Origin of the sequence: Pseudomonas mandelii (assembly GCF_024138395.1) — a bacterium.
Classification (GTDB): Bacteria; Pseudomonadota; Gammaproteobacteria; order Pseudomonadales; family Pseudomonadaceae; genus Aquipseudomonas; species Aquipseudomonas mandelii_E.
The window spans coordinates 282,743-306,439 of record NZ_JAMYDU010000002.1 but is presented as its reverse complement, the minus strand read 5'-3'; the positions used below and the strand labels follow the sequence as shown (position 1 = coordinate 306,439).

Annotated in this window: 21 protein-coding genes and 1 pseudogene; 15 read left to right on the top strand and 7 right to left on the bottom strand. The window is 55.2% G+C overall.

Annotated features, from left to right (window positions below):
• Positions 1 to 18 precede the first annotated feature (18 nt).
• On the bottom strand, positions 19 to 741 hold the full coding sequence (gene rph / locus NHU87_RS04735; protein ID WP_030132447.1) for a ribonuclease PH: 723 nt from the start codon (positions 739 to 741) through the stop codon (positions 19 to 21).
• Between the two features lie 269 nt (positions 742 to 1,010).
• Between rph and NHU87_RS04730 the strand changes: the two genes are divergently transcribed.
• The 6 genes from NHU87_RS04730 (at position 1,011) to NHU87_RS04705 (ending at position 6,298) form a co-directional block, all read left to right on the top strand.
• Positions 1,011 to 1,874, top strand: a complete 864-nt coding sequence (locus NHU87_RS04730) for a YicC/YloC family endoribonuclease (protein WP_253546082.1) — start codon at positions 1,011 to 1,013, stop codon at positions 1,872 to 1,874.
• A gap of 12 nt (positions 1,875 to 1,886) precedes the next feature.
• On the top strand, positions 1,887 to 2,507 hold the full coding sequence (gmk, locus tag NHU87_RS04725; RefSeq protein ID WP_050681654.1) for a guanylate kinase: 621 nt from the start codon (positions 1,887 to 1,889) through the stop codon (positions 2,505 to 2,507).
• A gap of 167 nt (positions 2,508 to 2,674) precedes the next feature.
• Positions 2,675 to 2,938 (top strand): DNA-directed RNA polymerase subunit omega, encoded by a 264-nt coding sequence (rpoZ, locus tag NHU87_RS04720; protein WP_003177259.1) that lies wholly within the window; start codon positions 2,675 to 2,677, stop codon positions 2,936 to 2,938.
• Between the two features lie 57 nt (positions 2,939 to 2,995).
• Entirely contained in the window at positions 2,996 to 5,101 is a 2,106-nt protein-coding gene (gene spoT / locus NHU87_RS04715) for a bifunctional GTP diphosphokinase/guanosine-3',5'-bis pyrophosphate 3'-pyrophosphohydrolase (RefSeq protein WP_253546079.1), read from the top strand.
• A 24-nt stretch (positions 5,102 to 5,125) separates the two neighbouring features.
• Positions 5,126 to 5,506, top strand: coding sequence for a RidA family protein (locus tag NHU87_RS04710; protein ID WP_253546077.1), 381 nt, complete (start codon positions 5,126 to 5,128; stop codon positions 5,504 to 5,506).
• 51 nt (positions 5,507 to 5,557) lie between these two features.
• Positions 5,558 to 6,298: a hypothetical protein gene (locus tag NHU87_RS04705; protein WP_253546075.1), complete on the top strand. Its 741-nt coding sequence runs from the start codon at positions 5,558 to 5,560 to the stop codon at positions 6,296 to 6,298.
• Positions 6,299 to 6,436: 138 nt separating this feature from the next.
• On the opposite strand, the gene NHU87_RS04700 is transcribed toward NHU87_RS04705, so the two are convergent.
• Entirely contained in the window at positions 6,437 to 7,294 is an 858-nt protein-coding gene (locus NHU87_RS04700; protein WP_253546073.1) for an SDR family oxidoreductase, read from the bottom strand.
• A gap of 190 nt (positions 7,295 to 7,484) precedes the next feature.
• Here NHU87_RS04700 and exbB point away from each other — a divergent pair, with 190 nt between their 5' ends.
• From exbB to NHU87_RS04665, 7 genes are all read left to right on the top strand, one after another.
• Positions 7,485 to 8,441, top strand: coding sequence for a tonB-system energizer ExbB (exbB, locus tag NHU87_RS04695; RefSeq protein ID WP_253546071.1), 957 nt, complete (start codon positions 7,485 to 7,487; stop codon positions 8,439 to 8,441).
• Positions 8,442 to 8,447: 6 nt separating this feature from the next.
• The gene (gene exbD / locus NHU87_RS04690) at positions 8,448 to 8,876 is read left to right on the top strand and encodes a TonB system transport protein ExbD (RefSeq protein ID WP_038980717.1); all 429 of its coding nucleotides are present in this window, start codon (positions 8,448 to 8,450) and stop codon (positions 8,874 to 8,876) included.
• Positions 8,873 to 9,619, top strand: a complete 747-nt coding sequence (locus NHU87_RS04685; RefSeq protein ID WP_038980715.1) for an energy transducer TonB family protein — start codon at positions 8,873 to 8,875, stop codon at positions 9,617 to 9,619. Before exbD ends, NHU87_RS04685 begins: the two co-directional genes overlap by 4 nt.
• A gap of 289 nt (positions 9,620 to 9,908) precedes the next feature.
• Positions 9,909 to 10,838 carry a hydrogen peroxide-inducible genes activator gene (locus NHU87_RS04680; RefSeq protein WP_008007618.1) on the top strand — a complete coding sequence of 310 codons (930 nt, stop codon included), beginning with the start codon at positions 9,909 to 9,911 and terminating at the stop codon, positions 10,836 to 10,838.
• A gap of 9 nt (positions 10,839 to 10,847) precedes the next feature.
• Complete coding sequence (gene recG / locus NHU87_RS04675; protein ID WP_253546069.1) at positions 10,848 to 12,923, top strand: ATP-dependent DNA helicase RecG; 2,076 nt, start codon at positions 10,848 to 10,850, stop codon at positions 12,921 to 12,923.
• Positions 12,924 to 13,001: 78 nt separating this feature from the next.
• Complete coding sequence (locus NHU87_RS04670) at positions 13,002 to 14,402, top strand: aminoacyl-tRNA deacylase and HDOD domain-containing protein (protein WP_253546067.1); 1,401 nt, start codon at positions 13,002 to 13,004, stop codon at positions 14,400 to 14,402.
• 115 nt (positions 14,403 to 14,517) lie between these two features.
• A complete protein-coding gene (locus NHU87_RS04665; RefSeq protein WP_253546065.1) occupies positions 14,518 to 14,787 on the top strand; it encodes a hypothetical protein in 270 nt (89 codons plus the stop codon).
• A gap of 118 nt (positions 14,788 to 14,905) precedes the next feature.
• Here NHU87_RS04665 and NHU87_RS04660 read toward each other — a convergent pair.
• Positions 14,906 to 15,150, bottom strand: a pseudogene (locus NHU87_RS04660) (helicase); the annotation flags it as partial.
• 480 nt (positions 15,151 to 15,630) lie between these two features.
• Between NHU87_RS04660 and NHU87_RS04655 the strand changes: the two are divergent.
• Complete coding sequence (locus NHU87_RS04655) at positions 15,631 to 18,744, top strand: metallophosphoesterase (protein WP_253546063.1); 3,114 nt, start codon at positions 15,631 to 15,633, stop codon at positions 18,742 to 18,744.
• 273 nt (positions 18,745 to 19,017) lie between these two features.
• On the opposite strand, the gene NHU87_RS04650 is transcribed toward NHU87_RS04655, so the two are convergent.
• On the bottom strand, positions 19,018 to 19,401 hold the full coding sequence (locus tag NHU87_RS04650) for a helicase (RefSeq protein ID WP_163910639.1): 384 nt from the start codon (positions 19,399 to 19,401) through the stop codon (positions 19,018 to 19,020).
• A 483-nt stretch (positions 19,402 to 19,884) separates the two neighbouring features.
• Between NHU87_RS04650 and NHU87_RS04645 the strand changes: the two genes are divergently transcribed.
• Positions 19,885 to 20,265 carry a DUF6124 family protein gene (locus tag NHU87_RS04645; protein ID WP_253546061.1) on the top strand — a complete coding sequence of 127 codons (381 nt, stop codon included), beginning with the start codon at positions 19,885 to 19,887 and terminating at the stop codon, positions 20,263 to 20,265.
• A 69-nt stretch (positions 20,266 to 20,334) separates the two neighbouring features.
• Here NHU87_RS04645 and NHU87_RS04640 read toward each other — a convergent pair whose 3' ends face one another.
• From NHU87_RS04640 to NHU87_RS04630, 3 genes are all read right to left on the bottom strand, one after another.
• Positions 20,335 to 21,675 carry a lysozyme inhibitor LprI family protein gene (locus NHU87_RS04640; protein WP_253546635.1) on the bottom strand — a complete coding sequence of 447 codons (1,341 nt, stop codon included), beginning with the start codon at positions 21,673 to 21,675 and terminating at the stop codon, positions 20,335 to 20,337.
• 233 nt (positions 21,676 to 21,908) lie between these two features.
• Positions 21,909 to 22,904, bottom strand: a complete 996-nt coding sequence (locus tag NHU87_RS04635) for a lysozyme inhibitor LprI family protein (RefSeq protein ID WP_253546059.1) — start codon at positions 22,902 to 22,904, stop codon at positions 21,909 to 21,911.
• A gap of 194 nt (positions 22,905 to 23,098) precedes the next feature.
• Positions 23,099 to 23,638, bottom strand: coding sequence for a hypothetical protein (locus NHU87_RS04630; RefSeq protein ID WP_253546057.1), 540 nt, complete (start codon positions 23,636 to 23,638; stop codon positions 23,099 to 23,101).
• Positions 23,639 to 23,697 lie beyond the last annotated feature (59 nt).

Sequence of the window (23,697 nt, the reverse complement as noted above, 5' to 3'; positions counted from 1 at the left end):
TGCGTGAAGCGGGTCCGATCAGTCGGCCAATGCAGCCTTCTGCAGTTCGAAAATCTCGTTCATGCCTTTCTTCGCCAGTGCCAGCATCGCGTTCAGCTCTTCAGGCTGGAACGGCGCGCCTTCGGCAGTGCCCTGAACTTCGATGAAGCCGCCAGTGCTGGTCATCACCACGTTCAGGTCAGTCTCGGCAGCCGAGTCTTCCAGATAGTCGAGGTCAAGCACAGGCTCGCCCTGGTACATGCCCACCGAAACGGCAGCGATCATTTGCTTGAGCGGGTCGCCACCTTTCAGGCCGCCGCGCTTCTTGATCACTTTCAAGGCGTCGATCAGTGCAACCATGGCACCGGTAATGGACGCGGTGCGGGTACCGCCGTCAGCCTGGATCACGTCGCAGTCGACGTACAGGGTGACGTCGCCCAGCTTGGACATGTCCAGCGCAGCGCGCAGGGAACGGCCGATCAAACGCTGGATTTCCAGAGTACGGCCGCCTTGCTTGCCGCGGCTCGCTTCACGCTGGTTACGTTCGCCCGTGGCGCGCGGCAGCATGCCGTATTCGGCGGTCAACCAACCCTGGCCCTGACCTTTCAGGAAACGTGGCACGCCATTCTCGACGCTGACGGTGCAGATGACTTTGGTATCACCGAACTCGACCAGTACAGAACCCTCGGCGTGTTTGGTGTAGTTGCGGGTAATGCGGATCGAGCGGAGCTGATCGGCAGCGCGACCACTTGGACGTTTCATAGGGATTACCTGTACGGGGGACGGAAAACTGCCGAGCATTATAGAGCCGTGGGCCGCCCGTGGGCACTTCTAAAAAAATCGCCCGACGATTGAAGGCCCTGAATAGAGCGTAGCCGACGGTCTGCAGCTCTTTGTCACCGCGTGTGTTTGGGCGCATCCGCCCCACTGCGCTACAATCCTGCGCCTTTGCTGCCTGTCGGCTTTAATTCACAGATAGCGGGTCCGCGAAACCATGGGTTACGCGCCGACCTGCATTGCGAGGTACCTCCATGGTGCACAGCATGACCGCTTTCGCCCGCGTCGAAAAAGCCGGCATCCAGGGCACCCTGAGCTGGGAGTTGCGCTCGGTCAACAGTCGCTACCTGGAACCGCACCTGCGTTTGCCGGAGTCTTTCCGCGACCTCGAAGGCGCGGTCCGCGAAGCCCTGCGCCAGGAACTCTCCCGGGGCAAGCTCGAATGCACCCTGCGCTTTACCGAAGAAAGCACCGGCAAACCGCTGCAAGTGGACCGCGAGCGCGCCGCGCAATTGGTTGCTGCCGCCGAGACAGTCGCCGGCCTGATCAAGAACCCCGCCGCACTGAACCCGCTGGAAGTTCTGGCCTGGCCCGGCGTGCTGGTGGCCGATGCCGCCGACCCGCAAGCGCTGAATGCCGAAGCCCTGGCGCTGTTCCATCAGGGCCTGAAAGAACTCAAGGCCGGTCGCGAGCGAGAAGGCACTGAGCTGGCGCGATTGATCAACGAGCGCCTGACCTCTATTGAAGGGGATGTGGTGATCCTGCGTGAGCTGGTCCCGCAGATGCTCGCCACCCAACGCCAGAAAGTCCTCGACCGCTTCACCGACATGAAGGCTGACCTCGACCCGCAGCGACTGGAGCAGGAAATGGTCATGCTCGCGCAAAAGAGCGACGTCGCCGAAGAACTGGATCGCCTGAGCACTCACATCATCGAAGTTCGCCGGGTGCTCAAATCCGGCGGCGCTGCCGGTCGGCGCCTGGACTTCCTGATGCAGGAACTCAACCGCGAAGCCAACACACTGGGCTCCAAAGCCTTCGACCCGCGCAGCACGACAGCGGCGGTCAACCTCAAAGTGTTGATCGAGCAGATGCGCGAACAAGTGCAGAATATTGAGTAAGGCAAACCCGACATGACCCACAGCACTGGCACCCTGTACATCATTTCCGCCCCTTCGGGCGCGGGCAAGAGCAGCCTGGTCAAGGCCCTGACCGACGCTGATCAGGAGATCCGCGTCTCGGTCTCCCACACCACCCGCGCCATGCGCCCCGGTGAAGTGAACGGCGTGAACTATCACTTCGTCGAACGCAGCGAGTTCGTGAAGATGATCGAGCACGGGGATTTCCTCGAGCGCGCCGAAGTGTTCGGCAATCTCTATGGCACCTCGCAAAGCCACCTGCAGCAGACCCTGGACGAAGGCCACGACCTGATTCTGGAAATCGACTGGCAGGGTGCAGAGCAAGTGCGCAAGTTGATGCCCCAGGCCCGCTCGATCTTCATTCTGCCGCCATCTCTGCAAGCCTTGCATCAGCGCCTGACCAATCGTGGCCAGGACAGCGACGAGATCATCGAAGGCCGGATGCGCGAAGCCGTCAGCGAAATGAGCCACTACGTCGACTACGATTACCTGATCATCAACGACGATTTCGCCCACGCACTGCGCGATTTGCAGGCGATTTTCCGTGCCAATCAGCTGCATCAGAAGCGTCAGCAGCAGCGTCACGGCAAATTATTGGCCGAATTGCTCGGCTAAACAGCGCTTCCCAAAACCGTTGCAAGGGCTTTACATTGGCACTTGCAGCGCGTTGAAGGGCTTGGTCAAAAAATCAGCGCTTCCCTAATCGCTGGTGATTTTTTAAACTGTTGAGTCCGCTCGCCCAACCGGGCAGCGCGCATATTGCATTCGCTCCGAGGAATACCATGGCCCGCGTAACCGTTGAAGACTGCCTAGAACACGTGGAAAACCGCTTTGAGCTGGTCATGCTCTCTACCAAGCGTGCCCGTCAACTGGCCACCGGCGGCAAAGAGCCCCTGGTTCAGTGGGAAAACGACAAGCCTACTGTTGTAGCGCTGCGTGAAATCGCTGAAGGCCTGATGAGCTACGAGTTCATCGCCAACGCTGAAATCGTCGAAGACGAACCGCTGTTCGCAGCGTTCGAGGACGAGTCCAACGAGGCAGTATAAGTCCATGCCTGGTCGACGTAGCACGGCGCGGGGTCACAACGAACGGCAGGAATTATCATGCCGAGCATAGACGCCCTCGCCGATCGCTTATCGACCTACCTCGGCAAGGACCAGGTTAATCTGGTCCGCCGAGCGTACTTCTACGCCGAACAAGCTCACGATGGCCAACGCCGCCGCAGCGGTGAGGCGTACGTCACGCACCCACTCGCGGTTGCGAATATTCTTGCCGACATGCATATGGACCATCAGAGCCTGATGGCGGCCATGCTGCACGACGTGATTGAAGACACCGGTATTGCCAAGGAAGCGCTGCAAGCGCAGTTCGGCGAAACCGTGGCCGAACTGGTCGACGGGGTCAGCAAACTGACCCAGATGAATTTCGAGACCAAAGCCGAAGCCCAGGCCGAAAACTTCCAGAAAATGGCCATGGCCATGGCGCGCGACATTCGCGTGATCCTGGTCAAGCTGGCCGACCGCCTGCACAACATGCGCACGCTGGAAGTGCTGTCCGGCGAAAAACGCCGGCGGATCGCCAAGGAAACCCTGGAAATCTATGCGCCCATCGCCAATCGGCTGGGCATGCACGCCATCCGCATAGAGTTCGAAGACCTCGGCTTCAAGGCCATGCACCCGATGCGTTCCGCGCGGATCAACCAGGCGGTCAAACGCGCCCGAGGCAACCGCAAGGAAATCGTCAACAAGATCGAAGAGTCCCTCAGCCACTGTCTGGCCATTGATGGCATCCAGGGCGAGGTCAGCGGTCGTCAGAAACACCTCTACGGCATCTACAAGAAAATGCGCGGCAAGCGTCGGGCCTTCAACGAGATCATGGACGTCTACGCGTTCCGCATCATCGTCGACAAGGTCGATACCTGCTACCGCGTGCTGGGTGCCGTGCACAATTTGTACAAACCCTTGCCCGGGCGCTTCAAGGATTACATCGCGATCCCCAAGGCCAACGGCTATCAGTCGTTGCACACCACGCTGTTCGGCATGCACGGTGTACCGATCGAGATCCAGATCCGCACCCGTGAAATGGAAGAGATGGCCAACAATGGCATCGCCGCCCATTGGCTGTACAAATCCAGCGGCGACGAGCAGCCCAAAGGCACTCACGCCCGCGCCCGCCAGTGGGTCAAAGGCGTGCTGGAGATGCAGCAACGCGCCGGCAACTCGCTGGAATTCATCGAAAGCGTGAAGATCGACCTGTTCCCGGACGAGGTCTACGTGTTCACGCCTAAAGGCCGGATCATGGAGCTGCCCAAAGGCTCCACGGCGGTCGACTTCGCTTACGCGGTGCACACCGACGTGGGCAACAGCTGCATTGCCTGCCGGATCAATCGTCGTCTCGCGCCGCTGTCCGAACCGCTGCAAAGCGGCTCCACGGTCGAGATCGTCAGCGCCCCCGGCGCGCGGCCGAACCCGGCATGGCTCAACTTCGTGGTCACCGGCAAGGCGCGGACACACATCCGCCACGCGCTGAAACTGCAACGCCGCTCCGAGTCCATCAGCCTCGGCGAACGCTTGCTGAACAAAGTGCTCAACGGCTTCGACAGCTCCCTGGAAAAAGTCCCGGCCGAGCGCGTGCAGGTGATGCTCCACGAATACCGCCTAGAACTGATCGAAGACCTGCTCGAAGACATCGGCCTGGGCAATCGCATGGCTTACGTGGTCGCCCGCCGCCTGCTTGGCGAAGGCGAACAGCTGCCGAGCCCGGAAGGTCCGCTGGCGATTCGCGGTACCGAAGGCCTGGTACTCAGTTACGCCAAATGCTGCACGCCGATCCCGGGCGACCCGATTGTCGGCCATCTGTCCGCGGGCAAAGGCATGGTGGTGCACCTGGACAACTGCCGCAACATCAGCGAAATCCGCCACAACCCGGAAAAATGCATCCAGCTCTCGTGGGCCAAGGATGTCACCGGCGAATTCAATGTCGAGCTGCGCGTCGAACTGGAACACCAGCGCGGCCTGATCGCCCTGCTGGCCAGCAGCGTCAACGCGGCCGACGGCAATATCGAAAAAATCAGCATGGATGAACGCGACGGTCGTATCAGCGTGGTCCAACTGGTGGTCAGCGTGCACGACCGCGTGCACCTGGCCCGCGTGATCAAGAAACTGCGCGCCCTGACCGGGGTCATCCGCATCACCCGCATGCGCGCGTAGCCCACCCTTTACAAGGAGTCATACATGACCAAGACCGTTATCAACAGCGACAAGGCCCCGGCCGCCATCGGTACTTATTCCCAGGCGATCAAGGCTGGCAACACCGTTTACATGTCGGGTCAGATTCCTCTGGACCCAAAAACCATGGAACTGGTTGAAGGCTTCGAAGCCCAGACCGTCCAGGTGTTCGAGAACCTCAAAGCCGTGGCTGAAGCAGCCGGTGGCTCGTTCAAGGACATCGTCAAACTGAACATCTTCCTCACCGATCTGAGCCACTTCGCCAAGGTCAACGAGATCATGGGCAAGTACTTCGACCAACCTTACCCAGCCCGCGCCGCCATCGGCGTAGCAGCCCTGCCAAAGGGTGCGCAGGTTGAAATGGATGCCATTCTGGTCATCGAGTAACGTGTCCGGCGCAGCCTGGCTGCGCCGATCTTGTTTTGAAAGGATTCCACCATGCGCCAAGCGCTAGCTCTCTCGCTGGTCGCCCTTCTCTTGGGCGGTTGTGCCAGCGACCCTGCCGATCGTGATATCAGCGGCACCTGGATCAATCAGTCGGCGATCGATGCTGCATCCAAAGGCGGCCCCCTGCGGGAAGCGCTCCAGGTCTATGGCCCGAACCTGGAATGGGACGTCAACACCAGAGCCGGTCAGGCCCGCTACACCAATGGTTTTGAACATGTCGAAGGCAAGCTGCTGGGCGAAGAGTCCGGCGCCTGGAAAGTCGACTTTTATGGCAGCTCCGCCAGCGAGCTGAAGCGTGATGGCAAGCAACTTAGCCAGGCCGCCAACGACAACGAGCCGGAACAAATTTTCGACCGTGCGCCAATCCCGGTTCCGGAAGGCGCACCGATTGGCGCGAGTTTCGAGCGGGCGCTGTATTCGGCTTACATGGGCGGCAGCTGGAAAATCCTCAGCGGCCCCGGCGAAGGCAACACCGTGCAGTTCCAGCCCGATGGCCAGGTTGCCGGCCTGCCCGGTGCGGATCGTTATGCCCTGTGCCTGGCGGGCGATTGCGCGTCGATGAGCGGCGGCAACGACAACATCTGGTTGCAGGTGAACGGCCAGGGCAACACCTGGATCTTTGCGCGCAAGGGCAAGGAACTGGAGATTTTCCAAACCGTGAATGCCGCACTGGCGGACGAAATGCCTTCGTTTACGCCGGGTGATCGCAAGTGGTTGCTGGAAAAGCAGTAACCCGAATCTGAAGCAAACAGATAACCCTGTGGGAGTGGGCTTGCCCGCGATGGCGGTGAAACAGTCAACCTGGATGTTGAATGTTATGGCCTCATCGCGGGCAAGCCCGCTCCCACAGTTGTTGTGTGTGACTGGATTTCAGCAGCGGCCTTCGAGGATCGCGGCATAACCTTCGCGGAAGCTCGGATACTTCGGCACCCAGCCCAACGCCTTCGCCCGGGCATTGCTGCAGCGCTTGCTGCCGGCACGACGCACGCTCGCATCGTCGGCCCATTCGGTCACACCCAGATATTCACGCAACCAGCCCACCACATCCGCCAATGATGCGGGCGCATCGTCGACGCCTATATAGACATCATCCAGCGTCACGCCACGCTGATCCGCCTCAAGCAGAAACGCCAGCAACCCCGCCGCGTCATCGACGTGAATGCGGTTGGCATACAACGGTGGATCGATCGCCACGCGATAACCCTGGCGAACCTGGGTCAGCAGCCATTCGCGGCCCGGACCGTAAATACCGGTCAGGCGCACGATGCTGGCCGGCATGCCGCTATCGAGAGCAACCTGCTCGGCTTCGAGCATCACACGCCCGGAATAGCCAGCCGCCACGGCCGGCGAGGTCTCGTCGATCCACTCGCCCTCCTGCTGGCCGTAAACACTACTGCTGGAAACGAACAGCAGGCGTTTAGGCGCCTGGCCATAGTCGTCCAGCCACTCCAGCACATGCCGCAAACCCTGAACATAGGCGGCGCGGTAACCGGTTTCATCGTGATCGGTCGCGGCCGCGCAATACACCAGGTAATCCACCGCACCGATTGGCCAGGTCGCCGGACAGTCTTTATTGAACAAGTCGCCGGCAACGCCAATCACACCCTCGGGTAGACGTGATACGTCACGCCGCAAGCCGTGAACCTCCCACCCCGAAACCAGCAATTGCGTGGCCAGACGACTGCCGACATCACCGCAGCCGGCGATCAAAACAGAAGGCGCGGACATCAGAAAACTCCTATCGGAAAGCTACAGACTAGCGCCGGCAAGGGACGAGCGGCTAGCAATGAAGGAAAAAAAGATACTCTATTACTTTTGTTAACAAGAATTACTTGCAATAATGCACGCCACTTTTGTTCTCGGCCTCACGAGGCCTGGAAGAACATTTACCGTTTTTTTCCTTTCAGGTCCGGCCAGCATGACACCCAATCAATTCCCCGCTTCGCCAACCAAACGACCTCGCGCCTGGAGCGCGGTGGCCGCCCTGCTGCTCAGCCTGATGCTGGCGCCGACCGCCGCCTTCGCCGATGCACAAGCGCCGGCCACACAGCCTGCTGCCGCTCAAACACCCGCCGCGCCTGCCGTGACACCGGCCGCGACCGATCCGGTCCAGGCCGTAGACGCCGCTGACGTACCGGAAGTCCTCGAAGCTGATAACACCCTGGGCATGGCCCATGACTTGTCGCCGTGGGGCATGTACCAGAACGCCGACATCATCGTGAAGATCGTGATGATCGGCTTGGCCATCGCCTCGATCATCACCTGGACCATCTGGATCGCCAAGGGCTTCGAGCTGATGGGCGCCAAGCGTCGTCTGCGCACTGAAATCGTCCACCTGAAAAAAGCCGCCACCCTTAAAGAAGCCAGCGCGACAGCGGCCAAGGAAGGCACTCTCGCCAACCTGCTGGTCCACGACGCGCTGGAAGAAATGCGCCTGTCGGCCAATAGCCGCGAGAAGGAAGGCATCAAGGAACGCGTGAGCTTCCGCCTCGAGCGCCTCGTCGCCGCCTGCGGTCGCAACATGAGCAGCGGCACCGGCGTACTCGCCACCATCGGTTCCACCGCACCGTTCGTCGGCCTGTTCGGCACTGTGTGGGGCATCATGAACAGCTTCATCGGCATCGCCAAAACCCAGACCACCAACCTCGCCGTCGTGGCTCCCGGCATTGCCGAAGCCCTGCTGGCAACCGCGCTGGGGCTGGTTGCAGCGATTCCTGCGGTGGTCATCTACAACGTCTTCGCCCGCTCCATCGCCGGTTACAAGGCGCAAGTGTCTGACGCCTCGGCAGAAGTCCTGCTGCTGGTCAGCCGTGATCTCGACCACCTGCCGGCCGAGCGCAGTAGCTCGCAACCGCACATGGTGAAAGTGGGGTAATCGGCCATGGGCCTGCATTTGAAAGAAGGCGCAGACGACGATCTGGCCGAGAACCACGAAATCAACGTCACGCCGTTCATCGACGTGATGCTGGTGCTGTTGATCATCTTCATGGTGGCCGCCCCGCTGGCGACCGTGGACATCAAGGTCGACCTGCCCGCTTCCACCGCCAAACCGGCGCCGCGGCCAGAGAAACCGGTGTTCCTCAGCGTGAAAGCTGACCAGCGCCTGTTCCTCGGCGAAGACGAAGTGAAGGCCGAGACCCTTGGCGCCACCCTCGACGCCAAAACCAAAGGCAAGAAAGACACGACGATCTTCTTCCAGGCCGACAAAGGCGTGGACTACGGCGACTTGATGAGCGTGATGGACGCCCTGCGCGCCGCCGGTTATCTGAAGGTCGGCCTAGTCGGACTCGAGACGGCAGCCAAGAAATGATCAACACGCGCCAAAAGCTGACGCGTTACAGCGGGAGCCTGGCCGTGGTGCTGGGCGTCCATGCGCTGGCCATTGCGCTGGCGCTGAACTGGACGTCGCGCCCGCCGATCGAGTTGCCGCCGCAGGCGATGATGGTCGAACTGGCGCCGGTTCCAGCCCCACCACCGCCCGCACCGCCGAAGGTGATCACGCCGCCGCAACCACCGGCCCCGGTGGAAGAACTGCCGCTGCCGAAACTCGCTGAAGCGCCGAAGGCCGAGATTGCCGTGCCGAAGCCGGTCAAACCCAAACCGAAGCCTCAACCGCCCAAGCCTGTGGAGAAGAAGCCGGAGCCGCCAAAGGAGAAACCTTCCGAGGAAAAACCGAGCGACGCGCAACCGACCCAGGCACCGACGGAGAAATCCGCTCAGCCGGCACCCGGTCCATCGCCAGCGCAGCAAGCCGCCAAGGCCAGCTGGCAAGGCACCCTGCTCGCGCACCTGGCCAAGTACAAAAAGTACCCGGCCAGTGCACAGGCGCGGGGCAAGGAAGGTTTGAATCGTCTGCGCTTCGTAGTGGATGCTGAAGGCAATGTGTTGTCGTTCGAACTGGTGGGCCGCTCCGGCAACGCCGATCTGGACCGGGCTACCCTGGAAATGATCCGCCGCGCCCAACCGCTGCCCAAGCCACCGGCCGACATGCTGAACAACGGCTCCATCGAAATCGTTGCACCGTTTGTTTACTCGCTGGAACGCCGCCGTTAAGAAGTAATACAAAACCCTGTGGGAGCGGGCTTGCCCGCGATAGCGATATAACAGCCAACAAAGATGTTGGATGTGAATGGCCTCATCGCGGGCAAGCCCGCTCCCACAGGGGTCATGCTTACTTCAGAAAGATCCGCGATCTCGCCAAAAAGGCACCGAAAGGTGCCTTTTGCATATCCGGAAACGCCAAACCCGCATTGCCCTGTGTCACTCAACACACTCAGTCTGATAACGTGCGTCTATCGATTGCAGCCGGTATGCTTGGCCCGCAACTTCATGGACGCTTGCTATGACTCTGACAGAATTACGCTACATCGTTACCCTCGCCCAAGAGCAGCACTTCGGCCATGCGGCTGAGCGTTGCCACGTCAGCCAACCGACCCTGTCGGTGGGCGTGAAAAAGCTTGAAGACGAACTCGGTGTGCTGATTTTCGAGCGCAGCAAGAGCGCCGTGCGCCTGACCCCGGTCGGCGAAGGCATTGTCGCCCAGGCACAGAAAGTCCTGGAGCAGGCCCAAGGCATCCGCGAACTGGCCCAGGCCGGCAAGAACCAGCTGACCGCGCCGCTGAAAGTCGGCGCGATCTATACCGTCGGCCCGTACCTGTTCCCGCATCTGATTCCACAACTGCACCGGGTCGCCCCGCAGATGCCGTTGTACATCGAAGAAAACTTCACCCACGTGCTGCGCGACAAACTGCGCAACGGCGAACTCGACGCGATCATCATCGCCCTGCCGTTCAACGAAGCCGACGTGCTGACCTTGCAACTCTACGACGAGCCGTTCTACGTCTTGATGCCGGCCCAGCACCCGTGGACCCAAAAAGAATCCATCGACGCCGCCCTGCTCAACGACAAGAGCCTGCTGCTGCTCGGCGAAGGCCACTGCTTCCGCGATCAAGTGCTGGAAGCCTGCCCGACCCTGGCCAAAGGCAACGACGGCGCCAAGCACACCACAGTGGAATCCAGCTCACTGGAAACCATTCGCCACATGGTCGCGTCCGGCCTGGGCATTTCGATCCTGCCGCTCTCAGCGGTGGACAGCCACCACTACGCCCCCGGCGTAATCGAAGTGCGCCCATTGAGCGCGCCAGTACCATTCCGCACCGTGGCCATCGCCTGGCGCGCGAGCTTCCCGCGGCCGAAGGCGATTGAAATTCTCGCCGACTCCATTCGCCTGTGCTCGGTGGCCAAGCCGCCAGCGCCGGTGGTGGCCGGTTAAGTCGCTGCCATGACCGAGTTGTCGCAAGTGTCGGTGACGGCACTCAAGGGTGTCGGCGAAGCCATGGCCGAGAAACTGGCCAAGGTCGGCCTGGAGAATCTCCAGGACGTGCTGTTTCACCTGCCGTTGCGTTATCAGGACCGCACTCGCGTAGTCCCGATAGGCCATTTGCGACCCGGGCAAGACGCTGTGATCGAAGGCACCGTCAGCGGCGCCGACGTGGTCATGGGCCGACGCCGCAGCCTGGTTGTCCGTCTGCAGGACGGTACCGGCGGGCTCAGCCTGCGCTTTTATCATTTCAGCAACGCCCAGAAAGAAGGCCTCAAACGCGGCACGCGCATTCGCTGCTACGGCGAAGCACGGCCCGGTGCATCGGGGCTGGAGATCTACCACCCGGAATACCGCGCCATCACCGGCGACGAGCCGCCGCCGGTGGATGAAACCCTGACCCCGGTCTACCCGCTCACCGAAGGCCTGACCCAGCAGCGTTTGCGCCAGTTGTGCATGCAAACCCTGACTTTGCTCGGCCCCAGCAGCCTGCCCGACTGGCTACCGAAAGAGCTGGCCCGGGACTATCAACTGGCGCCGTTGGCCGATGCGATCCGCTACCTGCATCACCCGCCCGCCGATGCCGACGTCGACGAACTCGCCCTCGGTCATCACTGGGCGCAACATCGGCTGGCCTTCGAAGAACTGTTGACCCATCAACTGTCCCAGCAGCGCCTGCGCGAGAGCATGCGCGCCCTGCGTGCCCCGGCGATGCCGAAAGCCACGAAGCTGCCTGCTCAGTATTTGGCCAACCTTGGCTTCACGCCGACCGGCGCCCAGCAACGGGTCGGCAACGAAATCGCTTACGACCTCAGTCAGCACGAGCCTATGTTGCGGCTGATTCAGGGCGACGTTGGCGCCGGTAAAACCGTGGTCGCTGCCCTCGCCGCGCTGCAAGCGCTGGAGGCCGGATACCAAGTCGCACTGATGGCGCCCACCGAAATTCTCGCCGAGCAGCACTTCATCACCTTCAAGCGCTGGCTCGAACCGCTGGGCATCGAAGTCGCGTGGCTGGCCGGCAAGCTCAAGGGTAAAAACCGCATAGCCGCGCTGGAGCAAATCGCCAACGGTACGCCAATGGTGGTCGGCACCCATGCGCTGTTCCAGGAAGAAGTGCAGTTCAAGAACCTGGCGCTGGCAATCATCGACGAACAACACCGCTTCGGCGTGCAGCAGCGTCTGGCATTGCGACAGAAAGGCGTCGGCGGACGGATGTGTCCACACCAGCTGATCATGACTGCCACGCCGATTCCCCGGACGCTGGCCATGAGCGCCTACGCCGACCTCGACACCTCGATCCTCGACGAACTGCCGCCCGGCCGCACGCCGGTGAACACGGTGCTGGTCACCGACACCCGTCGTGTCGAAGTGATCGAACGGGTGCGCGGCGCCTGTGCCGAAGGGCGACAAGCCTATTGGGTGTGCACGCTGATCGAAGAGTCTGAAGAGTTGACCTGTCAGGCCGCCGAAACCACTTACGAAGACCTCACCGCCGCCCTCGGCGAGTTGAAAGTCGGTTTGATCCACGGTCGCATGAAACCCGCCGAGAAAGCCGCCGTCATGGCCGAGTTCAAGGCCGGCAACCTGCAACTGCTGGTCGCCACCACGGTGATCGAAGTCGGCGTCGACGTGCCCAACGCCAGTCTGATGATCATCGAAAACCCCGAACGCCTCGGCCTCGCACAGCTGCACCAACTGCGTGGCCGCGTCGGCCGGGGTAGCGCCGTCAGCCATTGCGTGCTGCTTTACCATCCGCCGCTGTCGCAGATCGGCCGTCAGCGCCTGGGCATCATGCGCGAAACCAACGACGGTTTTGTCATCGCCGAAAAAGATCTCGAACTGCGCGGCCCTGGTGAAATGCTCGGCACACGCCAGACCGGTCTGCTGCAATTCAAGGTCGCCGACCTGATGCGCGACGCCGATTTATTGCCCGCCGTACGCGACGCCGCTCAGGCACTGCTCGAGCGTTGGCCAGATCACGTCAGCCCGCTGCTCGACCGCTGGCTACGCCATGGGCAGCAATACGGACAAGTGTGAGCACTGTCGCAGTTTCTGGGCCCTGGCTTTAAACAAGCTGGTTATACTCCTGCAATTGTTTGCAACCGGATACAGACCATGACAGAAGCTGCCCTCGCCCCCGAAACCCCGCACGCTCCGTCTGTTATTCGGCTGCTGCTCGGCAAACTGGGCATCGCTTACGAAGAAGTCCTCGATCATCACGGCCTGAACGCCGCGCGTAAAGTGCAGGCAGTGTTGCTGGACGATGCCGTCGGCGCGCTCATGGTGCTGTTTTCGCAGAGCCAATTGCTCGACCTCAACCGCCTCGCCGAACTCACCGGTCGCCGGTTGACCGCCGTATCCACCGAACGCCTGGTAAAGATGCTCGGCAAGCACAACCTGAGCCTGCTGCCCGGCCTGCCGGCACTCACCAGCTCGCCGTGTCTGTATGAAGAAAGCCTGCTGCGCGAACCGACGTTGCTGATCAACTCGGGCGAGCCGGGCGTGTTGCTGGAAATCTCCAGCGACGCTTTCAAAACCATGCTGACCAAGGCCAGCGCCGGCAATTTCGGCGAAGCCGTGAACCGCATCCGCCCGAACCTCGACCGTCCCGACGATGACCGCGAGGAAATCACCCAGGCCGTTCAAGCGTTCACCGCGCGGCGCATCCAGCAGCGTCTGGAAGCGACCATCGAGATTCCACCGCTGGCCGAGACCGCTCAAAAAATCATCAAACTGCGGGTCGACCCTAACGCCACCATCGACGACATCACCGGCGTCGTCGAAACCGACCCGGCCCTGGCCGCACAAGTCGTCAGCTGGGCCGCGTCGCCGTACTACGCCTCGCCAGGCAAGATTCGTTCAGTGGAAGACGCCATCGTCCGCGTGCTGGGCTTCGATCTGGTGATCAACCTGGCGCTGGGCCTGGCCCTCGGCAAAACCCTGAGCCTGCCCAAAGACCACCCGCAACACACCACGCCGTATTGGCAGCAATCGATCTACACCGCCGCCGTCATCGAAGGCCTGACCCGCGCCATGCCTCGCGCCCGGCGCCCCGAAGCCGGCCTGACCTACCTCGCCGGCCTGCTGCACAACTTCGGCTACTTGCTGTTGGCCCACGTATTCCCGCCGCACTTCTCACTGATCTGCCGCCACCTGGAAGTCAACCCGCACCTGTGCCACAGCTACGTGGAACAACACCTGCTGGGCATCAGCCGCGAACAGATCGGCGCGTGGCTGATGCGCTACTGGGACATGCCCGACGAACTGGCCACCGCCCTGCGCTTCCAGCACGACCCAAGCTACGACGGCGACTACGCCGAATACCCGAACCTCGTGTGTTTGGCTGTGCGATTGCTGCGTGGACGCGGGATTGGCTCCGGGCCGGATGAAGACATCCCGGATGCGTTGCTGGAACGCGTAGGCCTGACTCGCGACAAGGCCAACGACGTGGTCAGCAAAGTGCTTGAGGCTGAAGTTCTGTTGCGCGAACTGGCTTCGCAATTCAGTCAGGCCTGAAAAGCATCGCGAGCAGGCTCGCTCCCACAAGGATCACCTAAATCCCTGTGGGAGCGAGCCTGCTCGCGATGAATCCAACTCGGTTTACCTGACCACCTCAAACCTGAGCCCCGCTATGATTCGACTGCAAATAGAGGGCTTTCCGATGAGTGTTGCAAGTCAAATCCGCAAGCTTGCTAAAGATCACGAGGCTACTGCTGATCCTGACGACCTGAGCCGTATGGCCGTGAACATTACCCGCTTGGCTGGCGATTTCGTTGAGTTGGATGGCATCGAACAGTTGCTCGTCAATCTCAAGAGAAAAGGCGTTCTGAGCAAGTCTGAGATCCTGGCGCTGCAAGGACGCTATCTGCAGGAGAGGCGCGCGCAGAAACGTAGCGCATGACACTTGATCCGTTCAGCGACTTAGAGGCCCAGCCACGCGACGCCCGCGAACCTTCTGAGTCGGATGGCTGTAAAGGCGAGCTTGCTCTCGAACAATCCCGGCGAGCTACCTGAAAGACCTATGCCTTCGGCTTGGCCTTCCGCGGCTTCAAATACTTGGTCAACCCCTGAAACCAGATCACCAGCGCCGGGTTGCCCTTGATCTGAATCGACTTGTCCTGAATCCCCGTCATAAACGCCAACTGCTTGTTCTTCGCCTGCATCGTGGCAAAACCATACGCGCATCCTTAAACGCAATCGCAAACGCCGGCTCCGCATACACGCCAGCCTTGCTGGTAATGCGGTGGTCCCGCACAAAGAAATGCGCGTCACCTTCGTCAAAATTTTCGGTTCACTTTCTCAGCAGGCTCAGCAACGAACGATTCGGCAAGCATCACCGATGTTGTAATCATTGCTTCTATGCGCTACGCCTAATAAATACTTGTGCGATTTACTATCCGTTAGGTAATTTACCCTACTGATACTGGCATCGCGCCAGCAGCAGATGGCCGATGTTCACAACTGGCTTAGCGCTGTGTAACAAAGGAAATTCGCCTCACGCGGCGATATTCCGAGACAGTTTGTATAAGTATTGGGATGGGATTTTATGCGTATCGAATTCTACAAATTATTTTCCACATTTCGCTTGCGATTTCGACAGCTTACATTTTCAGAGTTTTCGCCATTTCGAGCATGGACTCATAGATTCAGCTACTCAGCAGACTGATTTGCCAAGCTCCGACGAGCTTCTGCATATCAGCCAGAGCAGAAGTTCACATCTGGATTTCAATCAAGGGATAGAACAATGCGAATCCTACATATTTCCGACTTACACATAACTAACAGTGCCGATCACGCCCGCACAATAGCGGCGTTATGCGAAGATATAACGGCAGAAAATAAGAAAAAGAAAATTGATGCGATATTATGCACCGGGGATATCGCCAACAGAGGCGACACCTCCAAAACTGCGATACAGGCCCAAGAGACAGTAATAAGGAAAATACTCAACGCAGCCAACTCGGCAGTAGAATTTCTTTGCTGCCCAGGAAATCACGACATAAATCTAAAAGCCAGAGAAGAAATATACGAGTCTATATTCTCCAACGTAAAAAACTCTGAAGACGCAAACAAGCTAGTTGACAACTTGCTTAATAAAGGCAATAACGCTATTTGGGGACACTTAGATGGTTATATCGAGCTCTCAAAAAAAATAGACTCATCAACGTATCAAGAAAATATACTTTTTACTACAAAAGCCTTCAAAATTGATCCTATAAAAATAGGAGTAGCTTCACTAAACAGTACTTGGCGGACCAGCGGCGGAGGAAGTAAAGATAGAAACAATTTATACGTAGGCGAACGGCAGATTGAGCTCGCACTAGAGGGAATACGTGATTGCGATATAAAAATTGCCCTAATGCACCATACTTTAGACTGGCTTGCACCCGACGAAAAAAACAGAATACAAAGAGTGCTAGCCACGAACTTCGACGCTTTACTATGCGGCCACAACCATGATAACAATGCAGGCCACACAACGTCGACACTAGGAAATCTATTTATTAGCAATACAGGATGCATTTATGAAAGCAGAGATCACTATAACGGCTACTCCATCATAGATATTTGTAATGAAAATAATACGTGGCGAATAGAAGCGCGAGAGTACTACAGCCAGCGAAATGTGTTTGATATATCTCCAAGGTTCGCTGAAAATGGCGTATTTGAGTTTAACATATCGAAAAACAATGGCGTGTCAAAAACCTCAATTTCTAGTACCGCAATAAATGCAGCTTTAGAAAAAGCTAACTCTAAGCTTCTATCTTTTTCAGCTTCTGATATCGCCCCTAAACATTTATCATCAATCTTTGTTGAACCCCCTCTTGCCAAAAAAAGCGAAAAAAATCTTTCCGCGAGCGAAAGCTTAGATACAAATGGCACCGATGATTTTGTAAGTCTGCACAGCTTATCCCAAGAAAAAATAGACATTATGTTTATTGGAAAAAGAGAATCAGGCAAATCAACCTTGCTTAATCACATTGCTGTTAACCGCTTCATGGAATTTCATGGCAATGCAAGGATAGGCCTCTTAATTGACATAACAGTACTTCCCAAGTTAACTATCGCAGCCATTCTCACTCAAGCGATTGAGTTCATAGGAAATGAAATTACCAAGAGGGATTTGATCAGCTTATTAGAGAATGGTGAAGCACTTGTTATCTTTGACAGCTTCAACATTCATAATGCAGCACATCGAAAAATAATTGAAGAATTTAGAGACAAATACCCTGCTCCACGCTATATATTGGCTACAAACGAAGAGGTACAAGATGATCTAAGCCTTGAAAAATTACCTTCATTAAGCAAAAACCCGACCCCTATATACATACACTCATTCAAGAGAAAACAAACTAAAGAACTGGTACGAAAATGGTTCGGTGAGCACGATCAAAACTCTGAAGAAAAATTTGCTCTTGTAAAAAAATTACTGTCCAAATTAAATGTACCACAAACACCATTTTTGGTTTCCATACTCCTTTGGGTAATAGAGCAGCAGCCTTCAGCAAAGCTTATAAATCAAGCATCAGCCATAGAGGCGTTAATTTTCGGCCTATTGGAAAAATTTACAGAATCAAAATCTCGCTCGAACTATGACTCGAACATCCAATCGCATTTTCTCTCCGAGCTTTCTACAGCTATGGATGAGGTAAGCGTGGAATGGATAAATTCAAACGAGTTTGAGATATTTGTTTCATCTTATTTTAAAAAACGGGGTCTCGCTGATCCATCACGGGGATTTACGGAGGAACTCCTAAGGAAAGGATTGCTGTATGAAAGCAATCAAAAAATCACTTTTAAATTTGACTGCTTTAGGGCCTTTTTTCTAGCAAATAAACTTGCAGATAGCAAAGAGGCCTTAGCAAAGGTTCTAACGCCAATTTCAATCGCAAAATACACAACCGAACTCGACTTACTTACAGGCCTGCATCGAGATCGAAAAGACATTCTTATTATGGCGAAAGAGTGCTGCCATCAATTATTGATCTCATCCGAATTTGAAATTGATATATCGCTATTTGAGACTCACGGAAAAGAACTGGGTGTTTTTAACCAAGAGGAAACCCTTACTAAAATTGAGGACGACTTTTTAAATATACCGGTTAATGACAACGACAGAACGAAATTTATTGAAGAAACAGAGGTTCCATCGAAAGCATCTATTGATCATGACCATGCGAGACAAAGGCATCCGGCTGCCCCACTGTCAACCAATATGCATTTTATTGGTGCATTGAAAGCATATTCAAACATACTAAGAAATAGCGAACTCATCGATGACATTGAGCTGAAGAGGTCCTGTCTAAATGATGTGTTGACCCTTTGGTCAAAAATCATCGTTTCAACAACCAATTACCTACATGAAACAGATCCGAAAGAGTTTCCAGATGAACTACCAGCACAATTTGGATCGCTAACTCCAGGCCAGTTTAAGAACTTCATAAAACTAATGATCCCGCAATTAATCTCTTCATTAATGGCGGAATCTTTAGCCACTCCAAAACTTGAAACTTTCATTTTAACTGAAACGAAAAATTCAAGCCAATGTATTAGCTTCCTTTCCACAATGCTGACTATAGAAAACTTAAACAAGCACAGCATACAAGCGATACGAAAACTACTTAAAGAATCTGGAAGCAACAATATTGTCACGCAAGCAATCTTTATCAGACTCTTGAGCTTGTACTATTTTGAAGCACCAACTAGTTCATTAGATGCGATAAGGGACTGTATAGGGGATGCATTTAACGTTCTCCGTGGATCGTCGAATAATGAACGATCAATGTTGAAAGGAAAATTTCTACAGCATATAGATGAAAAGCGCGCAACCAATCTCGAAGAGCACGACATCACCTAGCCACTAGAATCACCATGAATGGGCATAAGGGGACAACTGCGCAAACTGTCCCTTTTGCCAATGCCGCTGTTCTTAACGGAAGGGCAATCCTGAGCTCCTAAGATTTTTCTCAAAACACCAATGGTGGTGAAACTACCAGCGAAGCCCTGCTGCACAAACTGACTTCGCAAATCAGTAAGGCATAAAAAATCCGCTCCCATCCTCAGTCTAATTTCTGCGCACGACTCAAATGGGCTCGTTCGAAGAATCACCCGCCAATCTAACTGAAAGATCTCAAGCCTTAGGCTTAGCTTTCCTAGGCTTCAAATACTTAGTCAACCCCTGAAACCAGATCACCAACGCCGGATTCCCCTTGATCTGAATCGACTTGTCCTGAATCCCCTGCATAAACGCCAACTGCTTGTTCTTCGCCTGCATCGTGGCAAAGCCATACGCCGCATCCTTGAACGCAATCGCAAACGCAGGCTCGGCATACACGCCGGACTTGCTGGTAATGCGCTGATCCTTCACAAAGAAATGCCGCGCCACTTTCCCATCCAGGGTCTGTAATTGGAAAACAAGCTCCTTGTCACCCAACTGCTGCTGAAACGCAGGATTAGTCCGACTGGCCTTACCCATCAACAAACCCAGCATCCACAGAAGAAAACGAAATTTCATGCGCACAGCCTCAATAGAAAAATGAACAGCCGGCGCAGTGTAGCGGCTTCAAGCGATAACGCCACCATTGCGCAGCGTTAGAAGAAGATGCTGCGCTTTTTGACGCTGATGACTACCAAGTCATTGACGAAACACGGCTGTTTAAAAGCGAAGATATTTTGGTCTTTCTACCCTCGACTCCATCGGACATTTCCTTCAACACGTGGGGCTGTTCGTGAACTAGGCAGCCCTCGGCTGCACCGATAACCTCTGTTCGTCACCGCAAAATCGGTGACACGGACGTGCAAGTCCGGCGGGATACACAATGGTTATGGCAATTCATCGAGCATTTTCCTATGCTCGCGAACCGTTATGGCTGCTGTGTATGGGAGACCTTCGGGTCTGCCGGGTAATCCCGCCGGTCTTGCACACCTATGCACAGCTGCCACCACTTTCGAAGCGCAAGCGAAACGGTGTCGGCTCCTTAAGTACGGGATTACATCTATGTTCAAGCCAACACCAAATCCTCCTGAAAACGAAGCCACATCCCCCTACGAATCCTTCGATTCAAAAAAACTCCACGAAGCCGCCGAACGCGCCCTCAACCACCATTTCGCCCCACCACCCAACGAAAAACCCAAGCGCAAAGGCAAACTCTTCACCGTCTCCCCCGACATCGACACCGAAGCCCTCCTGGCCAACGCCTCAGAAGACCTGAAGTCCATTAGCGCCATCGCCGCCGACCTGGCTGACGACATCGACGGCACTCGCCGCTCAGTCGCCCTGGCGCTCAGCAGATTGGCGGATGGGGTGCAGTTGATGGTGGAGCGAGCGCTGGATCATATTGATTCGCCGAATCCGGCGGAGTATCGGGCTAAGGCGTAGCAACTTCGCGAATAGAGAACGGGGGCTTCACGTCCCCCTTCTTCAACGTTTATATCTGCAAAGCGAAATTCACAGGCAGTGACTGGCCTTTATGTCTGAGCCTTGCGAAACCAAACGCTTCACGCCGTCGCTACCCTGCGGGCTACCTTTGTCAGCTGACAGCTGATAACAGGCCAACGCCCGGGACATATCCTTCGTTCCCAACTCGCCACTCTCAAAAGAAGAACCCAAATAGTTGATCGCCTCTGTGGATCCCATGGAAATAGCGCGAATAGCCTCCTTTTCTGCCTGCTCGGGGTGCAGGCAAGGGCCGTTATAGTCGGTGGAATTACCGCTACAAAAATAAGTGGCATAACCTAGCGCGCCGCTCGGTGTCGTCGATGCCGCTTTGAACAAAGCTTCCACCTTGCTGGTTTCCAATTGAGGTGCCATCTGCGAAAGACTCAAACTTGCCGCCGACAGACTCGCCTGTGGATCACCCGACTCCGCAGCACAGACATAGTTTTCCAGGGACGCTTCAAACAACTCCTTAGTCAACCGGTATTGTTCAAGCGCCCCTAAACCACCCAAACCCTCTGCACGTTGATAACAGAAGTTCTCGGCGCGGCTCATTCCGGGTCTACCGGGTGCGACAAGCTCCTTCTCGCTGATCGACCAATCCTCAATCCCCACCAGCGTCCAGCAAGACTTTTTAGCAAAGTTAAAAATCTTGATGTTGCTGTTACCGGCCCGTTTATCCACAACGTTCATGTGAGTGTCGTCGACCGTTTCGATCTCAACCCCTTCAGTCTTGCCTTCCATCGCAGCCATCAACGGAAACGCCAAGCTCGAGCCTGTCTCAGCAGTAATTTGCGGTTCAAAGCGACCAGGGTCTGGGGTCCGCTTCAACACCAGTATTTTTACCGCCAGTGCGGTTAGGCGCTTCTGGGACTCACCATTAGCGGAAAACGCTGGCAGAAACTGCGCGAAGTCTGAGGATGGGCATGATCCACGCCCAATCACTGAGTCACTCCCATTGTCGGACGCAATGTTGTCCAGGAAGACTGAGCGATCGCGACTCATACTCGCAACGCAATTGTTCACGGCTGTCACATACGCAGACGAACCAGGCTCCGCTTCGAACGCATCGAGCAGGCAATCTGTATCACGCAATTTGATCCAGGCCCGTTGAGACTCTTTTACCTTCGCCATATAGCCAGCAGCGACAACGGGATCGGTCCGATTGCCGCCCTCAAGCCGCACCATGAGTTGCTGATAGCTGATATTTAACTGAAAATCAGCAGCTGACTTCAAACTTACGGAGCATCTCTCACCCTGAGAACTCGTAGTTATTTTGTCACAAACGTCCTGCGCAAACACAACGGGTGCCAGCGGTGAAAAATTAACAGCTAGCGCACAAAGCGCGATCATAAAAAAACGATCAGTCATCGAACAAGTCATATAAACCATAACCTTCCATAGAAACATCTACATCCCACTTCATCGCCGATGCAAAATTCACGCTCATTCATCTGGTGCGATAGCGATCTTCAGAAGATAACCATGAAGGTACACGATAGCTTCGCGACCATTAATGTCTACTGGCGTAGGGTTCTGAATTAAATCTTCATCGGTTCCACTGACTATCCTTGTAAGTGTCTTATCTAAGATATTGGCACGCCAGATCGTTCTGCTGCCATTCTTAAAATAAAAAATCGGGTGCGACTTACTCCAAATGGGAGTGTAAATATACCAATCATTCCCGGTGTATTGACAGGTGCAATAGTTTCTTCTCCAGGGGAATGCGAATAATACGCCTTTATCGGCCCAAACATCTCAATGGTACCGAATTGCAACCCGCTTATGGCGTGCTCAGTGGCATTTGACCATTTCTGAATTAGCAAACTACTCTCCTTCGGTTGTGCATTCGACCCCAGTTTATAAACCATTCCTTTCTGCTGTTTTCTAGTTATCTGCTCCCGATAGTAAAAAGACCCATCTAAAATTCCGGCAAATCTTTTGCCCTCGTCGTTACCCCCTAAATTTATCGCGCCATCGAATCCGATATCTTTAGCAATGGTATGAATAATGGGCTGTGCTATTGGATTTCTATCCACATACTCATATAAATTCCCTCTATACGAAGACAACTGGGTATCGTAGTGCCCTTCGAAAACTATGACATGCAACATCCCTGACAACGTTTCCGCGGAAAGAAGAAAACGCTCAGTGACGTCTTTCTCGTTCGGGAGCCCCGACAGCTCAACGATTTTCCAAGGCCGAAAACTTTGCGTATATATTTTGTCCGCTGGCAGAAGCTTGATGTCTTTTTCAGTGACAGGAGCGATTTCCGGCAACAGTGTTAGAAAACGAATTTGTTGATCGTAAGCATCCTCCAAACACTCGGTTGATTCACAGGCATTGCGCTCAGACTCAAGCCATTCGTTTTCAATAATTTGAAACGTACGTATATTTTTTAATGGCTTGAAAACTGCGCTTAGCTGTTCATCCAGAGCAGATAAAGACGGGGTGCCACAGATCTTTCTCTCTACTTCTATTGAGGCTTTGCGGCAGTCAAAGCTTGCCGAATAAGTAAAGGAACTGAGTAGCAGAAGCGAAATGAACGACACTCCACTAGAAAGCAATTTGAATCTCATCATTTGACAACCATAAAAATTATATCGGGAGCATTCGCAAAGTAGGGAAAAGCGAGAAAACAGGGGTTAGATTAATTTATCGATAGCTAACCTACCCCCACAAGTAAATCTGTCCCATTTTCTTCTTTCCTTAAGGAGCCTAATAAAGCGATTCATCCAATCATCCTTGCTGTTTTTAATGCCCCCTTAAGACGGCGTTATAGCGTATTCAGGTGTTTTTTTACGTATGCCTTTATTGAGGCGGCGTCCTTATAAGCAAATTTCTGGGGCACACCGTCACTAACGCCGTCGATCCCGCTTAAGTACCTATTAGCCTGAATTAACTGATTGGGGATCAACTTACCGCTGCCATGTCGCGCATAAGCATAAACCTGATAGAGAGTACCGTAGGTGCCAATGCCTCTATGGTTAATTTCCCATGAAACCAAAACAAAGGCACTTTTGACATCTTGAATCGGATAAAAAAATATTGATTCGATTTTTGGCAATGAACCAGCCACATCATACTTATCAACTAACTGCCTAACCGATACTCCATCGATATTTTTGACATCGAGGACCAGAGATAACGGGTAGTCTGTATTCCCCGTTTTCACAATCGACAATTCTGCGTTTTCAACAATATTTGTTTTATATGGCCCTTCCAATACAGCACCCCATAGGTAGAGGCTAGCATCCTGGGCTACTGCGGCCCGGCAGAATAAAAATATACATAATAGAAAACAAAATTTACGCACCTCAAACACCTACTTAAGCAAAACATAGAAAAGACAAGTCCATTTGTCGACAGCTAAAT

Coding starts and splice junctions, on each gene's coding strand:
- rph (WP_030132447.1), bottom strand. CDS start 741: ATGAAACGTCCAAGTGGTCGCGCTGCCGATCAGCTCCGCTCGATCCGC.
- NHU87_RS04730 (WP_253546082.1), top strand. CDS start 1,011: ATGGTGCACAGCATGACCGCTTTCGCCCGCGTCGAAAAAGCCGGCATC.
- gmk (WP_050681654.1), top strand. CDS start 1,887: ATGACCCACAGCACTGGCACCCTGTACATCATTTCCGCCCCTTCGGGC.
- rpoZ (WP_003177259.1), top strand. CDS start 2,675: ATGGCCCGCGTAACCGTTGAAGACTGCCTAGAACACGTGGAAAACCGC.
- spoT (WP_253546079.1), top strand. CDS start 2,996: ATGCCGAGCATAGACGCCCTCGCCGATCGCTTATCGACCTACCTCGGC.
- NHU87_RS04710 (WP_253546077.1), top strand. CDS start 5,126: ATGACCAAGACCGTTATCAACAGCGACAAGGCCCCGGCCGCCATCGGT.
- NHU87_RS04705 (WP_253546075.1), top strand. CDS start 5,558: ATGCGCCAAGCGCTAGCTCTCTCGCTGGTCGCCCTTCTCTTGGGCGGT.
- NHU87_RS04700 (WP_253546073.1), bottom strand. CDS start 7,294: ATGTCCGCGCCTTCTGTTTTGATCGCCGGCTGCGGTGATGTCGGCAGT.
- exbB (WP_253546071.1), top strand. CDS start 7,485: ATGACACCCAATCAATTCCCCGCTTCGCCAACCAAACGACCTCGCGCC.
- exbD (WP_038980717.1), top strand. CDS start 8,448: ATGGGCCTGCATTTGAAAGAAGGCGCAGACGACGATCTGGCCGAGAAC.
- NHU87_RS04685 (WP_038980715.1), top strand. CDS start 8,873: ATGATCAACACGCGCCAAAAGCTGACGCGTTACAGCGGGAGCCTGGCC.
- NHU87_RS04680 (WP_008007618.1), top strand. CDS start 9,909: ATGACTCTGACAGAATTACGCTACATCGTTACCCTCGCCCAAGAGCAG.
- recG (WP_253546069.1), top strand. CDS start 10,848: ATGACCGAGTTGTCGCAAGTGTCGGTGACGGCACTCAAGGGTGTCGGC.
- NHU87_RS04670 (WP_253546067.1), top strand. CDS start 13,002: ATGACAGAAGCTGCCCTCGCCCCCGAAACCCCGCACGCTCCGTCTGTT.
- NHU87_RS04665 (WP_253546065.1), top strand. CDS start 14,518: ATGATTCGACTGCAAATAGAGGGCTTTCCGATGAGTGTTGCAAGTCAA.
- NHU87_RS04655 (WP_253546063.1), top strand. CDS start 15,631: ATGCGAATCCTACATATTTCCGACTTACACATAACTAACAGTGCCGAT.
- NHU87_RS04650 (WP_163910639.1), bottom strand. CDS start 19,401: ATGAAATTTCGTTTTCTTCTGTGGATGCTGGGTTTGTTGATGGGTAAG.
- NHU87_RS04645 (WP_253546061.1), top strand. CDS start 19,885: ATGTTCAAGCCAACACCAAATCCTCCTGAAAACGAAGCCACATCCCCC.
- NHU87_RS04640 (WP_253546635.1), bottom strand. CDS start 21,675: ATGATCGCGCTTTGTGCGCTAGCTGTTAATTTTTCACCGCTGGCACCC.
- NHU87_RS04635 (WP_253546059.1), bottom strand. CDS start 22,904: ATGATGAGATTCAAATTGCTTTCTAGTGGAGTGTCGTTCATTTCGCTT.